Genomic DNA, 15,284 nt, shown 5'->3' with positions numbered 1-15,284 from the left:
AGCCGTTGGGGGCGCGCCGGTGTCGAGCGCCCGAGCGCGCGGAGGCGCGCAGCGCCGAGCACGGTCGGTCTCTCGACACCGGCATTCAGCGCCCCCGAAGGCGACCGAGCAATTAAACGCGCACGGTGATGTTGCCGCGTGTGGCCTTCGAGTACGGACACACAAGGTGGGCCTTCTCAACAAGAGACCTGGCGGTGGCCGCATCAACATGAGGAATGTGCGCCGAGATCTCAACGATGATCCCAAACCCGTCCGCGCCCTTCCCGATCCCCACCTTCGCGGTGACCGTAGAGCCAGACACGTCAACGTTCTCCTGCCGAGCAACAACCCCCAACGCCCCCTGAAAACAAGCGCTGTACCCAGCGGCGAACAACTGCTCCGGGTTGGTGCCGGAGCCGCTGCCGCCCATCTCCTTGGGCGGGTTGACGATGACATCGAGCTTGCCGTCATCGGCGGCGACGCGTCCGTCGCGGCCGTTCTCGGCGGTCGCGACGGCGGTGTACAGGACCTCGGACTGCTGGATGGGCATGCGGTTGTCTTCCTCCTAGTCCGCCGCGACTCGCGCCCACGATCGACGGCGGTTTCGGAAAGAAGTTACCGCATGCCGAAAACCAAAGGTAGAGCTCAGGGTTCAGGGATACCCCGTAGATCCTGAGGACTACGGCGGATCACCACGCAGAGTGACGCGGTCTACACTCCCGGACTCCTAGCCTCATCAGCATGAATCGTCTGCCTCGCGGCGCCACGGCCGCGTTACTCGGCCTGTCCTTGACCCTCCTCGGCACAGGCACGGCCTTGGCCGCACCCGCGCATACGCCTGCCCCTGTCGCTGCCCAGAGCGACGAAGTACGCCTCGAACTCCCCCGCCCCACAGGCCAGTCGGCCATAGGCCGCGACACCCTGCACCTGGTCGACAAGACCCGCCCCGACCCATGGGTCCCAGAGGCAGGCGCCCGAGAGCTGATGGTGTCGCTGTACTACCCGGCCCGCCCCGGACACGGCAGAACAGCCCCGTACATGACCACCGGCGAGGCGCGCGCCTTTCTGGAGGACCGCGATCTGGCCGGCACCGTGCCCGCCGAGACGCTCAGCGGCACCCGCACCCACGCTCGCCCCGGCGCCCGCCCTGCCCAGGGGAAGTACCCGCTGGTCGTGCTGTCGCCCGGGTTCAGCGTCAACCGCTCGACCCTGACTCTGCTCGCCGAGGAGCTGGCGAGCCATGGGTATGTGGTGGCCTCCGTCGACCACGCCTACGAGTCGGTGGGTACGGCGTTCCCCGGCAACCGTCTGCTGACGTGCGTCGCCTGCGAGAAGGCGTCCGGAGCCGGGCAGAAGGTCGCCGAAGGCCGCGCCCAGGACGTCTCCTTCCTGCTCGACCGGCTGACCTCCCGCCATCCGGCCTGGCGCCACGCCGAGTTGATCGACCGCACCAGGATCGGCATGGCCGGTCACTCCATAGGCGGCGCTTCCACCGCGTCCACCATGGCCGGCGACCAGCGGGTCCGGGCCGGGGTCAATCTGGACGGCTCGCTGTTCGACCCCGTGCCCGCGAGCGGCCTGGACGGGCGGCCGTTCATGCTGCTGGGCACCGAGGGGGACGACGCATCCTGGGTGCGCGACTGGCCGCACCTCGACGGCTGGAAACGCTGGCTGGCCGTGAAGGGCTCCGGGCACTTCACCTTCACCGACACACCGGTGCTCGCCGACCAGTTGGGGCTCCTGCCCCCGGAGGAGCCCCTGTCGGGCGAGCAGTCGCAGCGCATAACGCGGCGCTACGTCACGACCTTCTTCGACCTCCACCTCAAGGGCGTCAGCCAGCCCTTGCTGGACGGCCCGTCACCGGAGTTCCCGGAAGTGCTCTTCCACAAATCACCTACGGGTGACCGTTGACCGTCTGTAAATGATCTACGGGTGACCGTCGGCTCAGAGCTTGACGATCATCTTCCCGGTGTTGTCGCCGCGCAGGACGCCGAGGAAGGCCTCCAGGCTGTTCTCGATGCCCTCGACGACCGTCTCGCGGTACTTGAGCGCACCCGAGGCGACCCAGGGGCCGACCTCCTGGACGAACTGCGGCTGGAGGTCGTAGTGGTCGCCGACCAGGAAGCCCTCGATGCGGCCACGGGTCTGGATGAGGCGGGCGAGGTTGCGCGGGCCGGGGGCAGGCTCGGTGTTGTTGTAGACCGAGATCATTCCGCAGACGGCGATCCGGCCGTCCCGGTTCAGCTGGCCGATCGCCGCCTCCAGGTGATCACCGCCGACGTTGTCGAAGTAGACGTCGATCCCGTCCGGGGCGGCCTCCCGGAGCTGGTCACTGACCTTGCCGTTCTTGTAGTTGAACGCGGCGTCGAAGCCGTACTCCTCCACGAGCAGCTTGACCTTCTCGTCCGAGCCCGCGGACCCGATGACCCGGGAGGCACCCTTCAGCTTGGCGATCTGCCCGACCTGGCTGCCGACAGCACCGGCCGCACCCGACACGAACACGACGTCGCCCTCCTTGAAGGAGGCGGTGCGCAGCAGGCCGGCGTAGGCGGTGAGGCCGGTCATGCCGAGCACACCGAGGTACGTGGACAGAGGCGCGGCGTCCGGGTCGACCTTGACGGCGTTCTTCGCGTCCACGGCGGCGTACTCGCGCCAGCCGAGGAAGTGCAGGACGTGGTCGCCGACGGCGATGCCCTCGGCGTTGGAGGCGACGACCTCGCCGACGGCGCCGCCCTGCATGACCTTGCCGAGTTCGAAGGGGGCGACGTAGGACTTGGCCGCCGACATGCGTCCGCGCATGTACGGGTCGACGGAGAGGTACTTGTTCCGGACGAGGACCTGGCCTTCGCCCGGCGTCGGGACCTCACTCTCGACCAGGGCGAAGTCCTCGGGCTTGGGCCAGCCGACGGGGCGGGAGAGGAGGTGCCATTCGCGGTTGATCATGAGGGGGTGCCTTTCCGAGCGAGCGAGAAATACTCCGGTGCCAATACTTCAGCACCTGAAACAACCATGCTCCTGAATATTTCAGAATGTCAAGTAACGGGGTACGCTGAGTCGCATGGCCACTGACCAGAAGACCCGCCGCCCCGACGCTCTCACCATGGAAGTGGTCGAGCTGATCGGTGACGTCGTGGCGCGCTACCACGAGGACTTCGACGTCGCCGCCGCCGACCACGCCCTCACCGGGGCGCAGGCGCGGCTGCTCAGCCTGCTGTCGCTGGAGCCGCTGCCGATGCGCAAGCTGGCGCAGAAGCTGAAGTGTGAGCCGTCGAATGTGACCGGGATAGTGGACCGGCTGGAGTCCCGGGGGCTGGTGGAGCGCCGCCCGGACCCGAAGGACCGGCGGGTGAAGCTCGCGGCGACGACGGACGAGGGGCGGCGGGTGGCGCGCGGCTTGCGGGAGTCGCTGCGGTTCGCGCGGGAGCCGTTGGCGGGGCTTTCCGAGGATGAGCGACTGGCGTTGCGGGATTTGCTACGGCGCATGTTGCAAGCGAGCTGAGCGCATCGCTGGATGGTGCCGGGATGTGGTCGTCGTTCGGCTGCGGCGCCGTCGTGGCTGGTCGCGCAGTTCCCCGCGCCCCTTTGGGGCGCTGCTGGACCGCAGCCCACTTCGTCGAGCTAAGCGCACCACCACAGGAAACGCTCGCACGTCTCCGAAGGTGAGGGATCCGGTGTCGGGTCCGAGGTGGGCGGGTTCGCGCTGGGGGCCGGGGTTTCTGCGGGGGCCGATGGGGCGGGGTCCTCGGTGGTCGGGTTCGGTGCCGGGGGCGCTGTCGCGGACTGGGAGTCCTGCTCGGTCTCTTCCTTTGTCGGCTTGTCGTCCTTGGCGGACTTGGACGCCGAGGGGGAGGTGGAGCCGGACGGGCTCGCGGTATCCGTCGCTCCGGCGGTGCCCTCCGCGTCGCCTGTCGGCTCGGCCGTCTCGCCCGCCTCCTTCGACGTGCCACCGTCGGCGGACGCGTCGCCTCCCGCGGCCGCCGGTTTCGAAGGCGAACCCGGGGCGTCTATGCCGAGCTCCGCGAGGCTCAGGCCGGCGGCAGCGAGGATGAAGCCGGCGGATATGAGCACGGTCCGGCGACGGCGGCGCCGGTGGGCCGCCGCCTTGCGATCGCGACGACTCGCGCCCCCGGCGGCCGGGTCCTCGTCGTCGGCACCCTCGGGGTCGTGCTCGTCGTCCGACTCGTCGTCGATACCGACCGCCCCCACGGCGACCGTGACATCCCGTGCACGGCCCCGACGCCGACCACGACGCCGGGCGGCACGCCCACGGGGCTCGTCCTCGTCGACGTAATCACCGTCACGACCGTCGCCGTACTCGTCATCGCGTCCGGCATCGTCCACTGCCTCGCGATCATCGCCGTGGGCGTCGCCCTCACCGGCGCGTGGAGCCTCGTACGACCCACCAGGCGCTTCGTACGACCCCCCGGAAGCGTCATAGCCTCCCGGTCCCCCATACGCCCCCTGCGGAGCGCCATACGCCCCGCCCGGAGCCTCGTACACCCCCGCGTACGCCGCGCCTGCGCCCGCGCCTGCTCCGAATGAGTCGGCGGCCGGTGCGCCGCACCCCGGGCAGGTCAGGGCGCCGTTCAGGTGCCTTTGGCACGGGTGGCAGTAGTTCATGACGCGAGGAGACTAAGTTCCTCACACGGAACGTTCATAGTCACAGCTGTGAAAGTTGTGTAGGGAACTTCCGCTTCCGGTATGGCGCGTTGACGCGGGGCTTCGAAAGCTCTTCTCGAAACTGTCGAAACCGTTATGTGTTCGACCCATTGACACCCAGACCGCCCCGTCCTTACTGTCACGCCAGCATTTCGAACGAGTGACGAAATATCGAACAGCACAGCACAGTCAAGAACAGAACAGCCAAGAACAGAGCCGACGACGCAGCAAGGGGCAACTGCAGTGCGCATCACCGGAATCAGCACATACGTGGTCGGAACGCCGTGGCGCAATCTGACGTATGTCCAGGTGCACACCGACGAGGGGATCACGGGTGTCGGCGAGACCCGGATGCTGGGCCACACCGACGCGCTGATCGGCTACCTGCGGGAGGCCGAGAACAACCACATTCTCGGCTCCGACCCGTTCGCCACGGAAGACCTCGTACGCCGGATGAAGTACGGGGACTACGGGCGGGCCGGCGAGATCGTCATGTCCGGGATCGCCGTCATCGAGATGGCCTGCTGGGACATCAAGGGCAAGGCGCTCGGCGTGCCCGTGTGGCAGCTGCTCGGCGGCAAGGTCACCGACAAGGTCAAGGCCTACGCCAATGGCTGGTACACGACGGAGCGGACGCCGGAGGCCTATCACAAGGCCGCCCAGGAGGTCATGGCCCGCGGGTACAAGGCGCTCAAGATCGACCCCTTCGGGACCGGGCACTTCGAGCTGGACCACCAGCAGACCCTGTACGCCGTGTCGCTGATCGAGGCCGTGCGCGACGCGATCGGGCCGGACTCCGAGCTGATGCTGGAGATGCACGGCCGGTTCTCGCCCTCCACCGCCGTCCGTCTCGCGCACGAGCTCGCGCCCTTCAAGCCCGCGTGGCTGGAAGAGCCCGTGCCGCCGGAGAACCTGAAGGCTCTCGAAAAGGTTTCGGCGAAGGTGGACATGCCCGTCGCCACCGGTGAGCGCATTCACGATCGCATCGAGTTCCGCGAGCTGTTCGAGAGCCAGGCCGTCGACATCCTGCAGCCCGATGTCGGCCACATCGGCGGCATCTGGGAGACCCGTAAGCTCGCCGCCACCGCCGAGACCCACTACATGCTGGTCGCGCCGCACAACGTCGGCGGCTCTGTCCTCACCGCCGCCTCCCTCCAAGTCGGCTTCTCCACGCCGAACTTCAAGATCCTGGAGCACTTCAACGACTTCGCCGACGCGGAGATCAAGAAGGTCGTCAAGGGGGCGCCCCAGGTCGTGGACGGGTACTTCGAGATCTCCGACGCGCCCGGTCTCGGCGTCGAGCTCGACACCGACGCGGCTGCCGAATTCCCGCAGCAGCAGGCCCGGTTCGACCTGTGGGCCGAGGGCTGGGAGCAGCGCAAGCCGAAGGGCAGCGAGCAGTGAGCACCGCGGTCGTCATCGAGGCGCCCGGCGAGCACCGGCTCACCGAGCACACGCCGCGTGAGCCCGGTCCCGGCGAGGCGCTCGTCGGCGTGCACGCCGTCGGGATCTGCGGCAGCGACCGCGAGGTCTACCAGGGCAACCGGCCCGAGGGGTACGTCCGTTACCCGCTCACCCCGGGTCACGAGTGGTCGGGGACCGTGCACGCCGTCGGCGCCGGTGTGCCGGAGTCGATCGTCGGCCGCAAGGTCGTCGGCGAGGGCTTCCGCAACTGCCAGGTCTGCGACCGCTGCCACGCGGGCGAGACGACCCTGTGCACGGCCGGCTACGAGGAGACCGGCTTCACCCAGCCGGGCGCCATGGCCGACACGCTCACCCTCCCGGCCCGGCTCCTGCACGTCCTGCCGGACGCCGCCGACCTCACGGCCGCGGCCCTCCTGGAGCCCGCCGCCTGTATCGCGGCCGCCGCGCTCAAGGCCAATGCCCGGCCCGGGGAGCGCGTGGCCGTCGTGGGCACCGGCACGCTCGGCATGTTCGCTGTGCAGTTCCTGAAGGCGGGCTCCCCGGGCGAACTGCTGGTCGTCGGCACCCGGGGCGACCGTGAGGCGCTGTCGCGCCAGTACGGCGCCACCGACTTCCGTACGAAGGACCAGTTGCTCCCCGACGACTTCGACGTGGTGATCGAGACCGCCGGGTCCGCGTCCGCCGCGCGCACCGCCGCCTCCCTGCTCAGGCGCGGCGGACGCCTGGTCCTGACGGGCATCCCGGCGCCGGGCGCCGAGGGTCTCGACCCGACCGACCTGGTCGTACGGCAGCTGGAGGTGCACACCGTCTTCGGGGCGCCGCCGGACGCCTGGGCGCACACGGTGCGGGTGTTCGCCGCCGGGCTCCTCGATCCGTTGCCGCTCGTCTCGCACGAGCTGCCGCTGGCCGAGTTCGCGCAGGCCATCGAGCTGGTGGGGTCCGGTGATCCGAAGGTCGGGAAAGTGCTCCTGCGCCCCTAGTCGTACGCCGGTACGGGGGCAACCTGACGGCTTCCGTACCGGCGTACACCCAAGCCCCCCGCACCCTGAGCCGCGAACCTCGTCCGACATATCGAACAAGAAGGACAGCTTGTGACCGACGCTTCCGATACGGCAGCCCGTCGACCCGGTGAGCAGGCCCTCACCACGCTCGGCCTGAGTGCGCCCGCCCTCGACCCCGCCGACGCCTCGCCGCACTCCTTCCCCGGTGGCGGCGGCTGGCGCACCGAGGTCCCCTCGTGCGAGGGGCCCGAAGCGCTGGCCGTGATCCTCAAGGAGTCCTCGCGGCTCGATGTGCCGATCCACCGGATCAGCCAGGGCAGCGGCGTGTGGATGCTGACCGACGCCGAGATCACCGAGATGGTCGACGCGACGAACGCTCGTGACATCGAGCTCTGCCTGTTCACGGGTCCGCGCGGGACCTGGGACATCGGCGGATCCACCCGGACCGACTCCCGCGGCGGCGGTCTGCGCGCCCGCGGCCATGACGCCGTCGCCGGCTGTGTCGAGGACGCCGTCCGTGCGACGGAGCTGGGCGTCAAGTGCCTGCTGGTCGCCGACGAGGGCGTGCTGTGGACCCTGCACCGGGCCCGTACGGCGGGCATCATCCCCGCCGACACCACCCTCAAGGTCTCCGCGCTGATCGGGCCGGTCAACCCGGCCGCGTACGCGGTCTACGAGAACCTGGGCGCCGACTCGATCAATGTGCCCAGCGATCTGACGCTCGACCATCTCACCGAGATCCGTCGGGTCTCCGCCGCTCCCATGGACATGTACATCGAGGCCCCCGACGATCTCGGCGGCTACGTGCGCATGTACGAGGTCGCCGAGCTGATCCGGCGCGGCGCACCGATCTACCTCAAGTTCGGCCTGTCGAAGGCGCCCGGTATCTACCCGTACGGGCACCATCTGCGCGATCTGACGCTGACCACGGCCCGGGAACGGGTGCGGCGCGGCCGGCTCGCTCTGGACCTGCTCGCGCGGCATGGAGCGGACGGCGACATGGCGCCGCTCGGCTCCCGGCTGCCGGGCGCGCTCCGTCGTTTCGAAACACCCTCATAACGTTCCGGCCGTCACCTCTTCACAAAAGAAGACGCAGCCGAACACAATCCCACACACCCTCTCTTCGGTCATACCGCACCACCGACGGGGCCTCACCGCACCGCCAGACCGAGTCAGTCACAGACATCAAGGATGATGATCATGCGTACTCGCCGAGCCGCACTCGCCGCGATAGCCACGGCCGCCTCCCTCTCCCTCACCCTCACTGCCTGCGGTCAGAGCGGCGAGGGCGGCAGCGAGGAGGACTCCGGTAGCACCAAGGGCGCCACCATCGGCATCGCGATGCCCACCAAGTCGTCGGAGCGCTGGATCGCCGACGGCAACAACGTCAAGAAGGAACTGGAGTCCAAGGGGTACAAGACCACGCTGGTCTACGGCGAGGACGACCCCGACCAGCAGGTCTCCCAGATCGAGAACCTGATCACGCAGGACGTGAAGGCGCTGATCGTCGCGGCCATCGACAACAAGTCGATGAACAACGTGCTCCAGCAGGCCAAGGAGGCGAACATCCCGGTCATCTCCTACGACCGCCTGATCCTCGGCACCGAGAACGTCGACTACTACGCCTCGTTCGACAACGAGAAGGTCGGCGAGCTCCAGGGCAACTACATCGTCGAGAAGCTCGGCCTGAAGGACGGCTCCGAGAAGGGCCCGTTCAACATCGAGCTGTTCGCCGGCTCCAACGACGACAACAACACCCGCTACTTCTTCGGCGGCGCGATGAAGGTCCTGCAGCCCTACATCGACAAGAAGCAGCTCGTCGTCCGCTCCGGCCAGACCAAGCTGACCCAGGTCACCACCCTGCGCTGGGACGGCGGCACCGCCCAGAAGCGCATGGACGACATCCTGACCGGGTCCTACAAGTCCGAGCGGGTCGACGCGGTCCTCTCGCCGTACGACGGCATCTCCATCGGCATCCTGTCGGCCCTGAAGTCCGACGACTACGGCTCCAAGAGCAAGCCGCTGCCGATCGTCACGGGCCAGGACGCCGAGCTTGCCTCGGTGAAGTCGATCATCGCGGACCAGCAGTCGATGACCGTCTTCAAGGACCTCCGCGAGCTCGCCAAGGTGGCCTCGAACATGGTCGACGCGGCGCTCAACGACAAGGAGCCCGAGGTCAACGACACCAAGACCTACGACAACGGCTCGAAGGTCGTCCCCGCCTACCTGCTGGAGCCGGTGGCCGTCGACAAGGCCAACTACCAGAAGGAACTGATCGACTCCGGCTTCCTCAAGGCAAGCGACCTCTAAGACAACCGCCGCACCTAGGGATTGGAAGGCACGACCATGGCGGGACCCGTCCTGGAAATGCGCTCGATCGTCAAGACCTTTCCCGGCGTCAAGGCGCTGTCGGACGTCACTCTGACCGTCCAGCAGGGCGAGGTCCATGCCATCTGCGGGGAGAACGGCGCCGGCAAGTCGACCCTGATGAAGGTCCTCTCCGGCCTTCATCCGCACGGGACGTACGACGGTGAAGTCCTCTTCGAGGGAGAGGCCTGCAAGTTCAAGGACATCAAGGCCAGTGAGCATCACGGCATCGTGATCATCCATCAGGAGCTGGCCCTGATCCCCTACCTCTCCATCGCGGAGAACATCTTCCTCGGCAACGAGCACGCCACCCGCGGGATCATCAGCTGGACCGAGACGCTGCGGCACGCCACCGAGCTGCTGCGGCGGGTCGGTCTCAGCGATCACCCGGACACCCGCGTCGCCGACATCGGCGTGGGCAAGCAGCAGCTCGTGGAGATCGCGAAGGCGCTGTCGAAGAAGGTGAAGCTGCTCATCCTGGATGAGCCGACCGCCGCCCTGAACGACGAGGACAGCGGCAAACTCCTCGATCTCATCCTGGAGTTGAAGAAGCAGGGCATCACCTCGATCATCATCTCCCACAAGCTCAACGAGATCCGCAAGGTCGCCGACTCGGTGACCATCCTGCGCGACGGCCGCACCATCGAGACGCTGAACGTGAAGGCCGAGGAGACCACCGAGGACCGGATCATCAGCGGCATGGTGGGCCGGGATCTGGAGCACCGCTTCCCGGAACGGTCGAAGCACGACGCCGAAGTGGGCGCCGCGGCAGCCCTGGAGATCCGCAACTGGACCGTGCACCACCCGATCGACCAGCAGCGCAAGGTCGTCGACGATGTGTCGCTGTCCGTGCGGCGCGGGGAGATCGTCGGCATCGCGGGCCTGATGGGCGCCGGCCGCACGGAACTGGCGATGAGCGTCTTCGGGCGCACCTACGGCCGGTATGCGGGCGGTTCGGTCTTCAAGGACGGCCGGGAGATCCGTACGAAGACCGTGGCCGAAGCCGTGAAGCACGGCATCGCGTATGTCACCGAGGACCGCAAGCACTACGGCCTCAACCTCATCGACACCATCGGCCGGAACATCTCGCTCAGCGCCCTGGGCAAGGTCTCCAAGCGCGGGGTGGTCGACGAGCACGAGGAGCGGCAGGTCGCCGAGGGCTTCCGCAAGTCCATGAACATCAAGGCGCCGACCGTCTTCGAGCCGGTGGGCAAGCTGTCCGGCGGCAACCAGCAGAAGGTCGTCCTCAGCAAATGGATCTTCGCGGGTCCGGAGGTGCTGATCCTGGACGAACCGACGCGCGGTATCGACGTCGGCGCCAAGTACGAGATCTACACCGTCATCGACCAACTCGCCGCGCAGGGCAAGGCGGTCGTCTTCATCTCCTCCGAGCTGCCGGAGCTGCTCGGCATGTGCGACCGCATCTACACGATGGCCGCGGGCCGGCTGACCGGTGAGTTCTCGCGGGCCGAGGCCTCACAGGAGACGCTGATGCGTCAGATGACCAAGGACAAAGAGGTAACCCGATGAGCACGGACGTGACCGCCAAGACGCCGGCCCCCGCGCCGGCCGGGAAGGGCGGTTCGAGCACAGGCGACGGCCTGTTGCAGCTGATGCTGGATGGCATGCGCCGCAATATGCGGCAGTACGGCATGCTGTTCGCACTCGGCCTGATCGTGGCGCTGTTCGCCGTGTGGACCGACGGCGACCTGCTGCTGCCGCGCAATGTCTCCAACCTGGTGCTGCAGAACAGCTACATCCTGATCCTCGCGATCGGCATGATGCTCGTCATCATCGCGGGCCATATCGACCTGTCGGTCGGCTCGTTGACGGCGTTCATCGGCTCGATGGCAGCCGTGTTCATGGTCAAGAACGACCTGCCATGGCCGGTCGCGGTGATCCTCTGCCTGGCCATGGGCGCGGTCGCGGGCGCGGCACAAGGGTTCTTCATCGCGTACGGCGGCATTCCGAGCTTCATCGTCACCCTCGCGGGCATGCTGATCTTCCGCGGTCTCACCGAGATCTTCCTCGAGGGCCAGACGCTGGGCCCGTTCCCGGAGGGGCTGCAGAAGGTCTCCAACGGCTTCATGCCGGAGGTCGGGCCGGAGACCAACTATCACAACATCACGTTGTTGTTGGGCATCGGGCTGATCGCGTTCGTGGTCTTCCAGGAGTTCCGCGACCGCCGCCGGCAGCAGGAGTTCGACCTCGACGTCCTGCCCACCAAGCTGTTCCTGCTGAAGCTGGTCGCGCTGGGCGCCGCCATCCTCACGGTGACGTTGATGCTCGCCAGCTACAAGGGCGCCCCGATCGTGCTGCTCATCCTTGGTGTGCTGCTGGTCGGCTTCGGCTACGTCATGCGCAACGCGATCATCGGCCGCCACATCTACGCGATCGGCGGCAACCTCCCGGCGGCCAAGCTGTCGGGTGTGAGGGACAAGAAGGTCACCTTCCTTGTCTTCGTGAACATGGGCATGCTCGCGGCCCTGGCGGGTCTGGTCTTCGCCGCCCGCTTCAACGCGGCCTCGCCCAAGGCCGGACTGAACTTCGAGCTCGAGGCGATCGCGGCCTCGTTCATCGGCGGCGCGTCGATGAGCGGCGGCGTCGGCACCGTCCTCGGCGCGATCATCGGCGGTCTGGTCCTGGGCGTGCTGAACAACGGTATGAACCTCGTCGGCATCGGCACCGACTGGCAGCAGGTCATCAAGGGCCTGGTCCTGCTGGCGGCGGTCGGCTTCGACGTGTGGAACAAGCGCAAGGTCGGTTCGTAATTCGTCCCGGGCCCCGCTCACCGAGCGGGGCCCCTCCATTTGCAGGAGCCGCACATGGACATGAACAGACGAACGGTCATCGCCGGAGCCGCGGCGGCGGGCATAGCCGCCACCACGCTCGGCGGCACCGCGCACGCCACGGGAGGCAAGAAGCCGGTGAAGTCGCTCTTCGGCAAGCTCGCCGACGGCACGAAGGTCCACAGCTGGTCGCTGGAGAACGGGGGGACGCGGCTGAAGGTCCTCTCCTACGGCGGCATCGTCCAGTCCCTGGAGATCCCCGACCGGCGCGGGCGCTACACCAACGTGTCGCTGGGCTTCGACAACATCGAGGACTACGTCGCCAACAGCCCGTACTTCGGCGCGCTGATCGGCCGTTACGGCAACCGCATCGCCAAGGGCAAGTTCACCCTGGACGGCAAGAGCTACCAGCTCTCCGTCAACGACGGCGAGAACAGCCTGCACGGCGGGACCAAGGGCTTCGACAAGGTCGTCTGGAACGTCGAGCCGTTCACCAAGGGCTCGGACGTCGGCCTGTACCTGTACTACACGAGCGTCGACGGCGAGATGGGCTACCCCGGAACGCTGAAGACCAAGGTGACGTACACCCTCACCCGGCGCGGCGACTGGCGCATCGACTACGAGGCCACCACCGACAAGGCCACCGTCGTCAACCTCACCAGCCACGTCTACTGGAACCTCGCGGGCGAGAGCAGCGGCACCATCTACGACCACGAACTGTCCATCGCCGCCTCCCGCTACACGCCGGTCGACTCGGGGCTGATCCCCACGGGCGAGCTGGCGAGGGTCGGGGGCACCCCCTTCGACTTCCGCTCCACCAAGACCGTCGGCGAGGACATCCGCGTCGCCCATCAGCAGCTGCTGTACGGCAAGGGCATCGACCACAACTGGGCGCTCGACAAGGGCATCACGGCCAGGCCGCAGCACGTCGCCACACTCCGCGACCCGTCCTCCGGCCGCACGATGAAGATCGCCACGACCGAGCCCGGCCTGCAGTTCTACTCCGGCAATTTCCTCGACGGCAGCTTCGCCGGCACCGGCGGCAGCATCTACCGGCAGGGCGACGCGCTGTGCCTGGAGACGCAGCACTTCCCGGACTCGCCGAACCAGCCGTCGTTCCCGTCGACAACGCTTCGACCTGGGCAGACGTACCGTTCGACCACGGTTCACTCCTTCGGTAAGTGACCCTGCTTCACAGCAGCTTCACAACTTTCCACCGAATCCACAGCGGTTGAACAGCGCCTCATAGGCATCCGTATCTAAGGGCGGCCCGCGCTCCCCCGCGCGGGCCGCCCAAAGACGACGGACCCGGTCGTCCCCACCGGGTCCGCCCCATACGGAGGTTCCATGGCTGAGAACGTCACCTCGCTGTTCCGCAGCACGGCGGCGCACAGCCCGTCGATGGCGGCGCTGACCCGCGAGGGCGGCGACGGAGCCGGTCCGATCGACTTCTGTATCCCGTGCAACCCGTACTTCCCCACGCCCGCGATGTTCGACGACATGGCGGGCCGGTTGCGCGACATCATCACGTACTACCCCAGCAGCGCCGACACCATCACGGCCGAGCTGTGCAACCTCCTCCAACTCCCGCCGCAGGCCGTCGCGATGGGCAACGGCTCGACCGAGCTGATCACCTGGATCGACCACCTGATGGTGCGTGAGTCCCTGGCCATCCCCGTCCCCACCTTCGGCCGCTGGACCGACCAGCCGATGGAGACCGGCAAGCGGGTCGACATGTTCCCGCTCCAGGAGTCCAGCGGCTTCGCCCTCGACCTCGCGCAGTACGCCGAGTTCATCCGGGCCCGCGGCACCCGCGTCGCCGTCATCTGCAACCCGAACAACCCCGACGGCGGCTATCTGCACAAGCACGCGCTGGTGCAGTTCATGGACGCCATGGCCGACCGGGACCTGATCGTCATCGACGAGTCGTTCCTGGAGTTCGCGGACGCCGAGCAGGAGCCCTCGGTCGTCCAGGAGGCGATGCTCCGCCCGAACGTCATCGTCCTGCGCAGCCTCGGCAAGAACTTCGGACTGCACGGCATACGCTTCGGCTATCTGGTCGCCAACCCGGCGCTCGCGGGCCGCGTCCGCTCGATGCTGCCGAAGTGGAACCTCAACGCCTTCGCCGAGCACGTGGTGTTCATGCTGAAGAACCACGGCCAGGAGTACGCCCAGAGCCTGCATCAGGTGCGCCGCGACCGCCTGGACATGGCCAGCCAGCTCTCCGCTCTGCCCGGCCTCACGGTCTACCCCTCCCAGGGCAACTTCCTCTTCGTGCGCCTCCCCGTGGGCGCGGAAGGCACCGTGGTCCGGGACCGACTGCTCACCGAGCACCGGATCCTGGTCCGCGAGTGCGGCAACAAGATCGGTTCGTCCAGCCGCTTCCTGCGGCTCGTGGTGCGCCCTCAGGTCGACGTGCGTCGCCTGGTGTCCGGCCTGGAACAGGTGCTCTACGGGACCAGGAGGGGAGCCGCCGTGCCCGAGCTGGGTACAGGGACCAACTACAGCTCGGGTACGGCGGCGGTGGACCGGCTGATCGGGCAGACCAACGGGGCGGGTGTGCAGGGCCTTGCGTCGCAGGCGATGGCCTCCGGCGGTATGGGGGCTCCGGGGCAGGCGGGGGTGCCTATGCCGACACCGATGCCGACACCGACGCCGATGCCTACGCCGGCGGCTGCTTCGGCGCAGTCCTATCCGCAGCCGGTTGCCGCGCAGGCGTATCCGCAGCCGGTGCCTCCGCAGGCGCCGCCGCCGCAGTCGTTCCCGGCGCCCCAGCCGATCCCTGCGCCCCAGCAGCCTGTCCCCGCGCAGTTCCCGGCGGCTGCGGCGTCTGCGGCGCAGCCGACGGGGCCCACGCCGGTGGGGGTTCCGGCGCGGGGTGGGCTTACCGCCGCGCAGGTGCGGGGCACTAATGGGCTGACCCCGGCGCCGGCCACGGGGTGGCCCAATGCGGGGAGTTGGCCTAGTGCGGCGGGGCAGGCGGGGTAGCGCGGTTTCGCCGTAGGGGTGCGGGACTTGGGCGACTGACGGTTCGTTGTGGCTTGTCGCGCAGTTCCCCGCGCCC

At 68.0% G+C, this 15,284-nt stretch carries 14 protein-coding genes; 11 read left to right on the top strand and 3 right to left on the bottom strand.

Features of this window, described 5'->3' with window-relative positions; translation table 11 throughout:
- Positions 1-112: 112 nt before the first annotated feature.
- The gene (locus AB0I98_RS37455; protein WP_362949685.1) at positions 113-529 is read right to left on the bottom strand and encodes an organic hydroperoxide resistance protein; all 417 of its coding nucleotides are present in this window, start codon (positions 527-529) and stop codon (positions 113-115) included.
- Positions 530-720: 191 nt separating this feature from the next.
- On the opposite strand from AB0I98_RS37455, the gene AB0I98_RS37450 reads away from it, so the two are divergent.
- Positions 721-1,890: an alpha/beta hydrolase gene (locus AB0I98_RS37450; protein WP_362949683.1), complete on the top strand. Its 1,170-nt coding sequence runs from the start codon at positions 721-723 to the stop codon at positions 1,888-1,890.
- Positions 1,891-1,923: 33 nt separating this feature from the next.
- Here the strand turns inward: AB0I98_RS37450 and AB0I98_RS37445 are convergent, their stop codons facing one another.
- On the bottom strand, positions 1,924-2,922 hold the full coding sequence (locus AB0I98_RS37445; protein ID WP_362949680.1) for an NADP-dependent oxidoreductase: 999 nt from the start codon (positions 2,920-2,922) through the stop codon (positions 1,924-1,926).
- A 115-nt stretch (positions 2,923-3,037) separates the two neighbouring features.
- Here AB0I98_RS37445 and AB0I98_RS37440 point away from each other — a divergent pair, with 115 nt between their 5' ends.
- Complete coding sequence (locus AB0I98_RS37440; RefSeq protein WP_362949678.1) at positions 3,038-3,478, top strand: MarR family transcriptional regulator; 441 nt, start codon at positions 3,038-3,040, stop codon at positions 3,476-3,478.
- Between the two features lie 119 nt (positions 3,479-3,597).
- Here the strand turns inward: AB0I98_RS37440 and AB0I98_RS37435 are convergent, their stop codons facing one another.
- A complete protein-coding gene (locus AB0I98_RS37435; RefSeq protein WP_362949676.1) occupies positions 3,598-4,185 on the bottom strand; it encodes a hypothetical protein in 588 nt (195 codons plus the stop codon).
- Between AB0I98_RS37435 and AB0I98_RS37430 the strand changes: the two genes are divergently transcribed.
- The 9 genes from AB0I98_RS37430 to AB0I98_RS37390 all read left to right on the top strand — a co-directional run bounded on the left by AB0I98_RS37430 (position 4,144) and on the right by AB0I98_RS37390 (position 15,208).
- On the top strand, positions 4,144-4,521 hold the full coding sequence (locus AB0I98_RS37430; protein ID WP_362949674.1) for a hypothetical protein: 378 nt from the start codon (positions 4,144-4,146) through the stop codon (positions 4,519-4,521). The genes AB0I98_RS37435 and AB0I98_RS37430 overlap by 42 nt on opposite strands.
- A 360-nt stretch (positions 4,522-4,881) precedes the next feature.
- Entirely contained in the window at positions 4,882-6,042 is a 1,161-nt protein-coding gene (locus AB0I98_RS37425; protein WP_362949673.1) for a mandelate racemase/muconate lactonizing enzyme family protein, read from the top strand.
- Complete coding sequence (locus AB0I98_RS37420; RefSeq protein ID WP_362949671.1) at positions 6,039-7,043, top strand: alcohol dehydrogenase catalytic domain-containing protein; 1,005 nt, start codon at positions 6,039-6,041, stop codon at positions 7,041-7,043. The genes AB0I98_RS37425 and AB0I98_RS37420 overlap by 4 nt, the downstream gene beginning before the upstream one ends.
- Positions 7,044-7,154: 111 nt before the next feature.
- On the top strand, positions 7,155-8,123 hold the full coding sequence (locus AB0I98_RS37415; protein ID WP_362949669.1) for a hypothetical protein: 969 nt from the start codon (positions 7,155-7,157) through the stop codon (positions 8,121-8,123).
- Positions 8,124-8,264: 141 nt separating this feature from the next.
- Complete coding sequence (gene chvE / locus AB0I98_RS37410; protein WP_362949667.1) at positions 8,265-9,374, top strand: multiple monosaccharide ABC transporter substrate-binding protein; 1,110 nt, start codon at positions 8,265-8,267, stop codon at positions 9,372-9,374.
- A 36-nt stretch (positions 9,375-9,410) separates the two neighbouring features.
- Positions 9,411-10,961 (top strand): multiple monosaccharide ABC transporter ATP-binding protein, encoded by a 1,551-nt coding sequence (gene mmsA, locus AB0I98_RS37405; RefSeq protein WP_362949665.1) that lies wholly within the window; start codon positions 9,411-9,413, stop codon positions 10,959-10,961.
- Positions 10,958-12,202 carry a multiple monosaccharide ABC transporter permease gene (gene mmsB, locus AB0I98_RS37400; RefSeq protein WP_362949663.1) on the top strand — a complete coding sequence of 415 codons (1,245 nt, stop codon included), beginning with the start codon at positions 10,958-10,960 and terminating at the stop codon, positions 12,200-12,202. Before mmsA ends, mmsB begins: the two co-directional genes overlap by 4 nt.
- A 54-nt stretch (positions 12,203-12,256) precedes the next feature.
- Positions 12,257-13,405, top strand: coding sequence for an aldose epimerase family protein (locus tag AB0I98_RS37395; RefSeq protein WP_328365231.1), 1,149 nt, complete (start codon positions 12,257-12,259; stop codon positions 13,403-13,405).
- Between the two features lie 162 nt (positions 13,406-13,567).
- Positions 13,568-15,208: a histidinol-phosphate transaminase gene (locus AB0I98_RS37390; protein ID WP_362949661.1), complete on the top strand. Its 1,641-nt coding sequence runs from the start codon at positions 13,568-13,570 to the stop codon at positions 15,206-15,208.
- Positions 15,209-15,284: the final 76 nt, after the last annotated feature.

The organism is Streptomyces sp. NPDC050211 (assembly GCF_040656035.1).
GTDB lineage: Bacteria > Actinomycetota > Actinomycetes > Streptomycetales > Streptomycetaceae > Streptomyces.
This window is presented reverse-complemented; position numbering and strand designations above follow the sequence as displayed.

What these genes read in the sequence shown, in the direction of transcription:
- AB0I98_RS37455 (WP_362949685.1), bottom strand. Translation starts at nt 529, where the DNA reads ATGCCCATCCAGCAGTCCGAGGTCCTGTACACCGCCGTCGCGACCGCC.
- AB0I98_RS37450 (WP_362949683.1), top strand. Translation starts at nt 721, where the DNA reads ATGAATCGTCTGCCTCGCGGCGCCACGGCCGCGTTACTCGGCCTGTCC.
- AB0I98_RS37445 (WP_362949680.1), bottom strand. Translation starts at nt 2,922, where the DNA reads ATGATCAACCGCGAATGGCACCTCCTCTCCCGCCCCGTCGGCTGGCCC.
- AB0I98_RS37440 (WP_362949678.1), top strand. Translation starts at nt 3,038, where the DNA reads ATGGCCACTGACCAGAAGACCCGCCGCCCCGACGCTCTCACCATGGAA.
- chvE (WP_362949667.1), top strand. Translation starts at nt 8,265, where the DNA reads ATGCGTACTCGCCGAGCCGCACTCGCCGCGATAGCCACGGCCGCCTCC.
- mmsA (WP_362949665.1), top strand. Translation starts at nt 9,411, where the DNA reads ATGGCGGGACCCGTCCTGGAAATGCGCTCGATCGTCAAGACCTTTCCC.
- mmsB (WP_362949663.1), top strand. Translation starts at nt 10,958, where the DNA reads ATGAGCACGGACGTGACCGCCAAGACGCCGGCCCCCGCGCCGGCCGGG.
- AB0I98_RS37395 (WP_328365231.1), top strand. Translation starts at nt 12,257, where the DNA reads ATGGACATGAACAGACGAACGGTCATCGCCGGAGCCGCGGCGGCGGGC.
- AB0I98_RS37390 (WP_362949661.1), top strand. Translation starts at nt 13,568, where the DNA reads ATGGCTGAGAACGTCACCTCGCTGTTCCGCAGCACGGCGGCGCACAGC.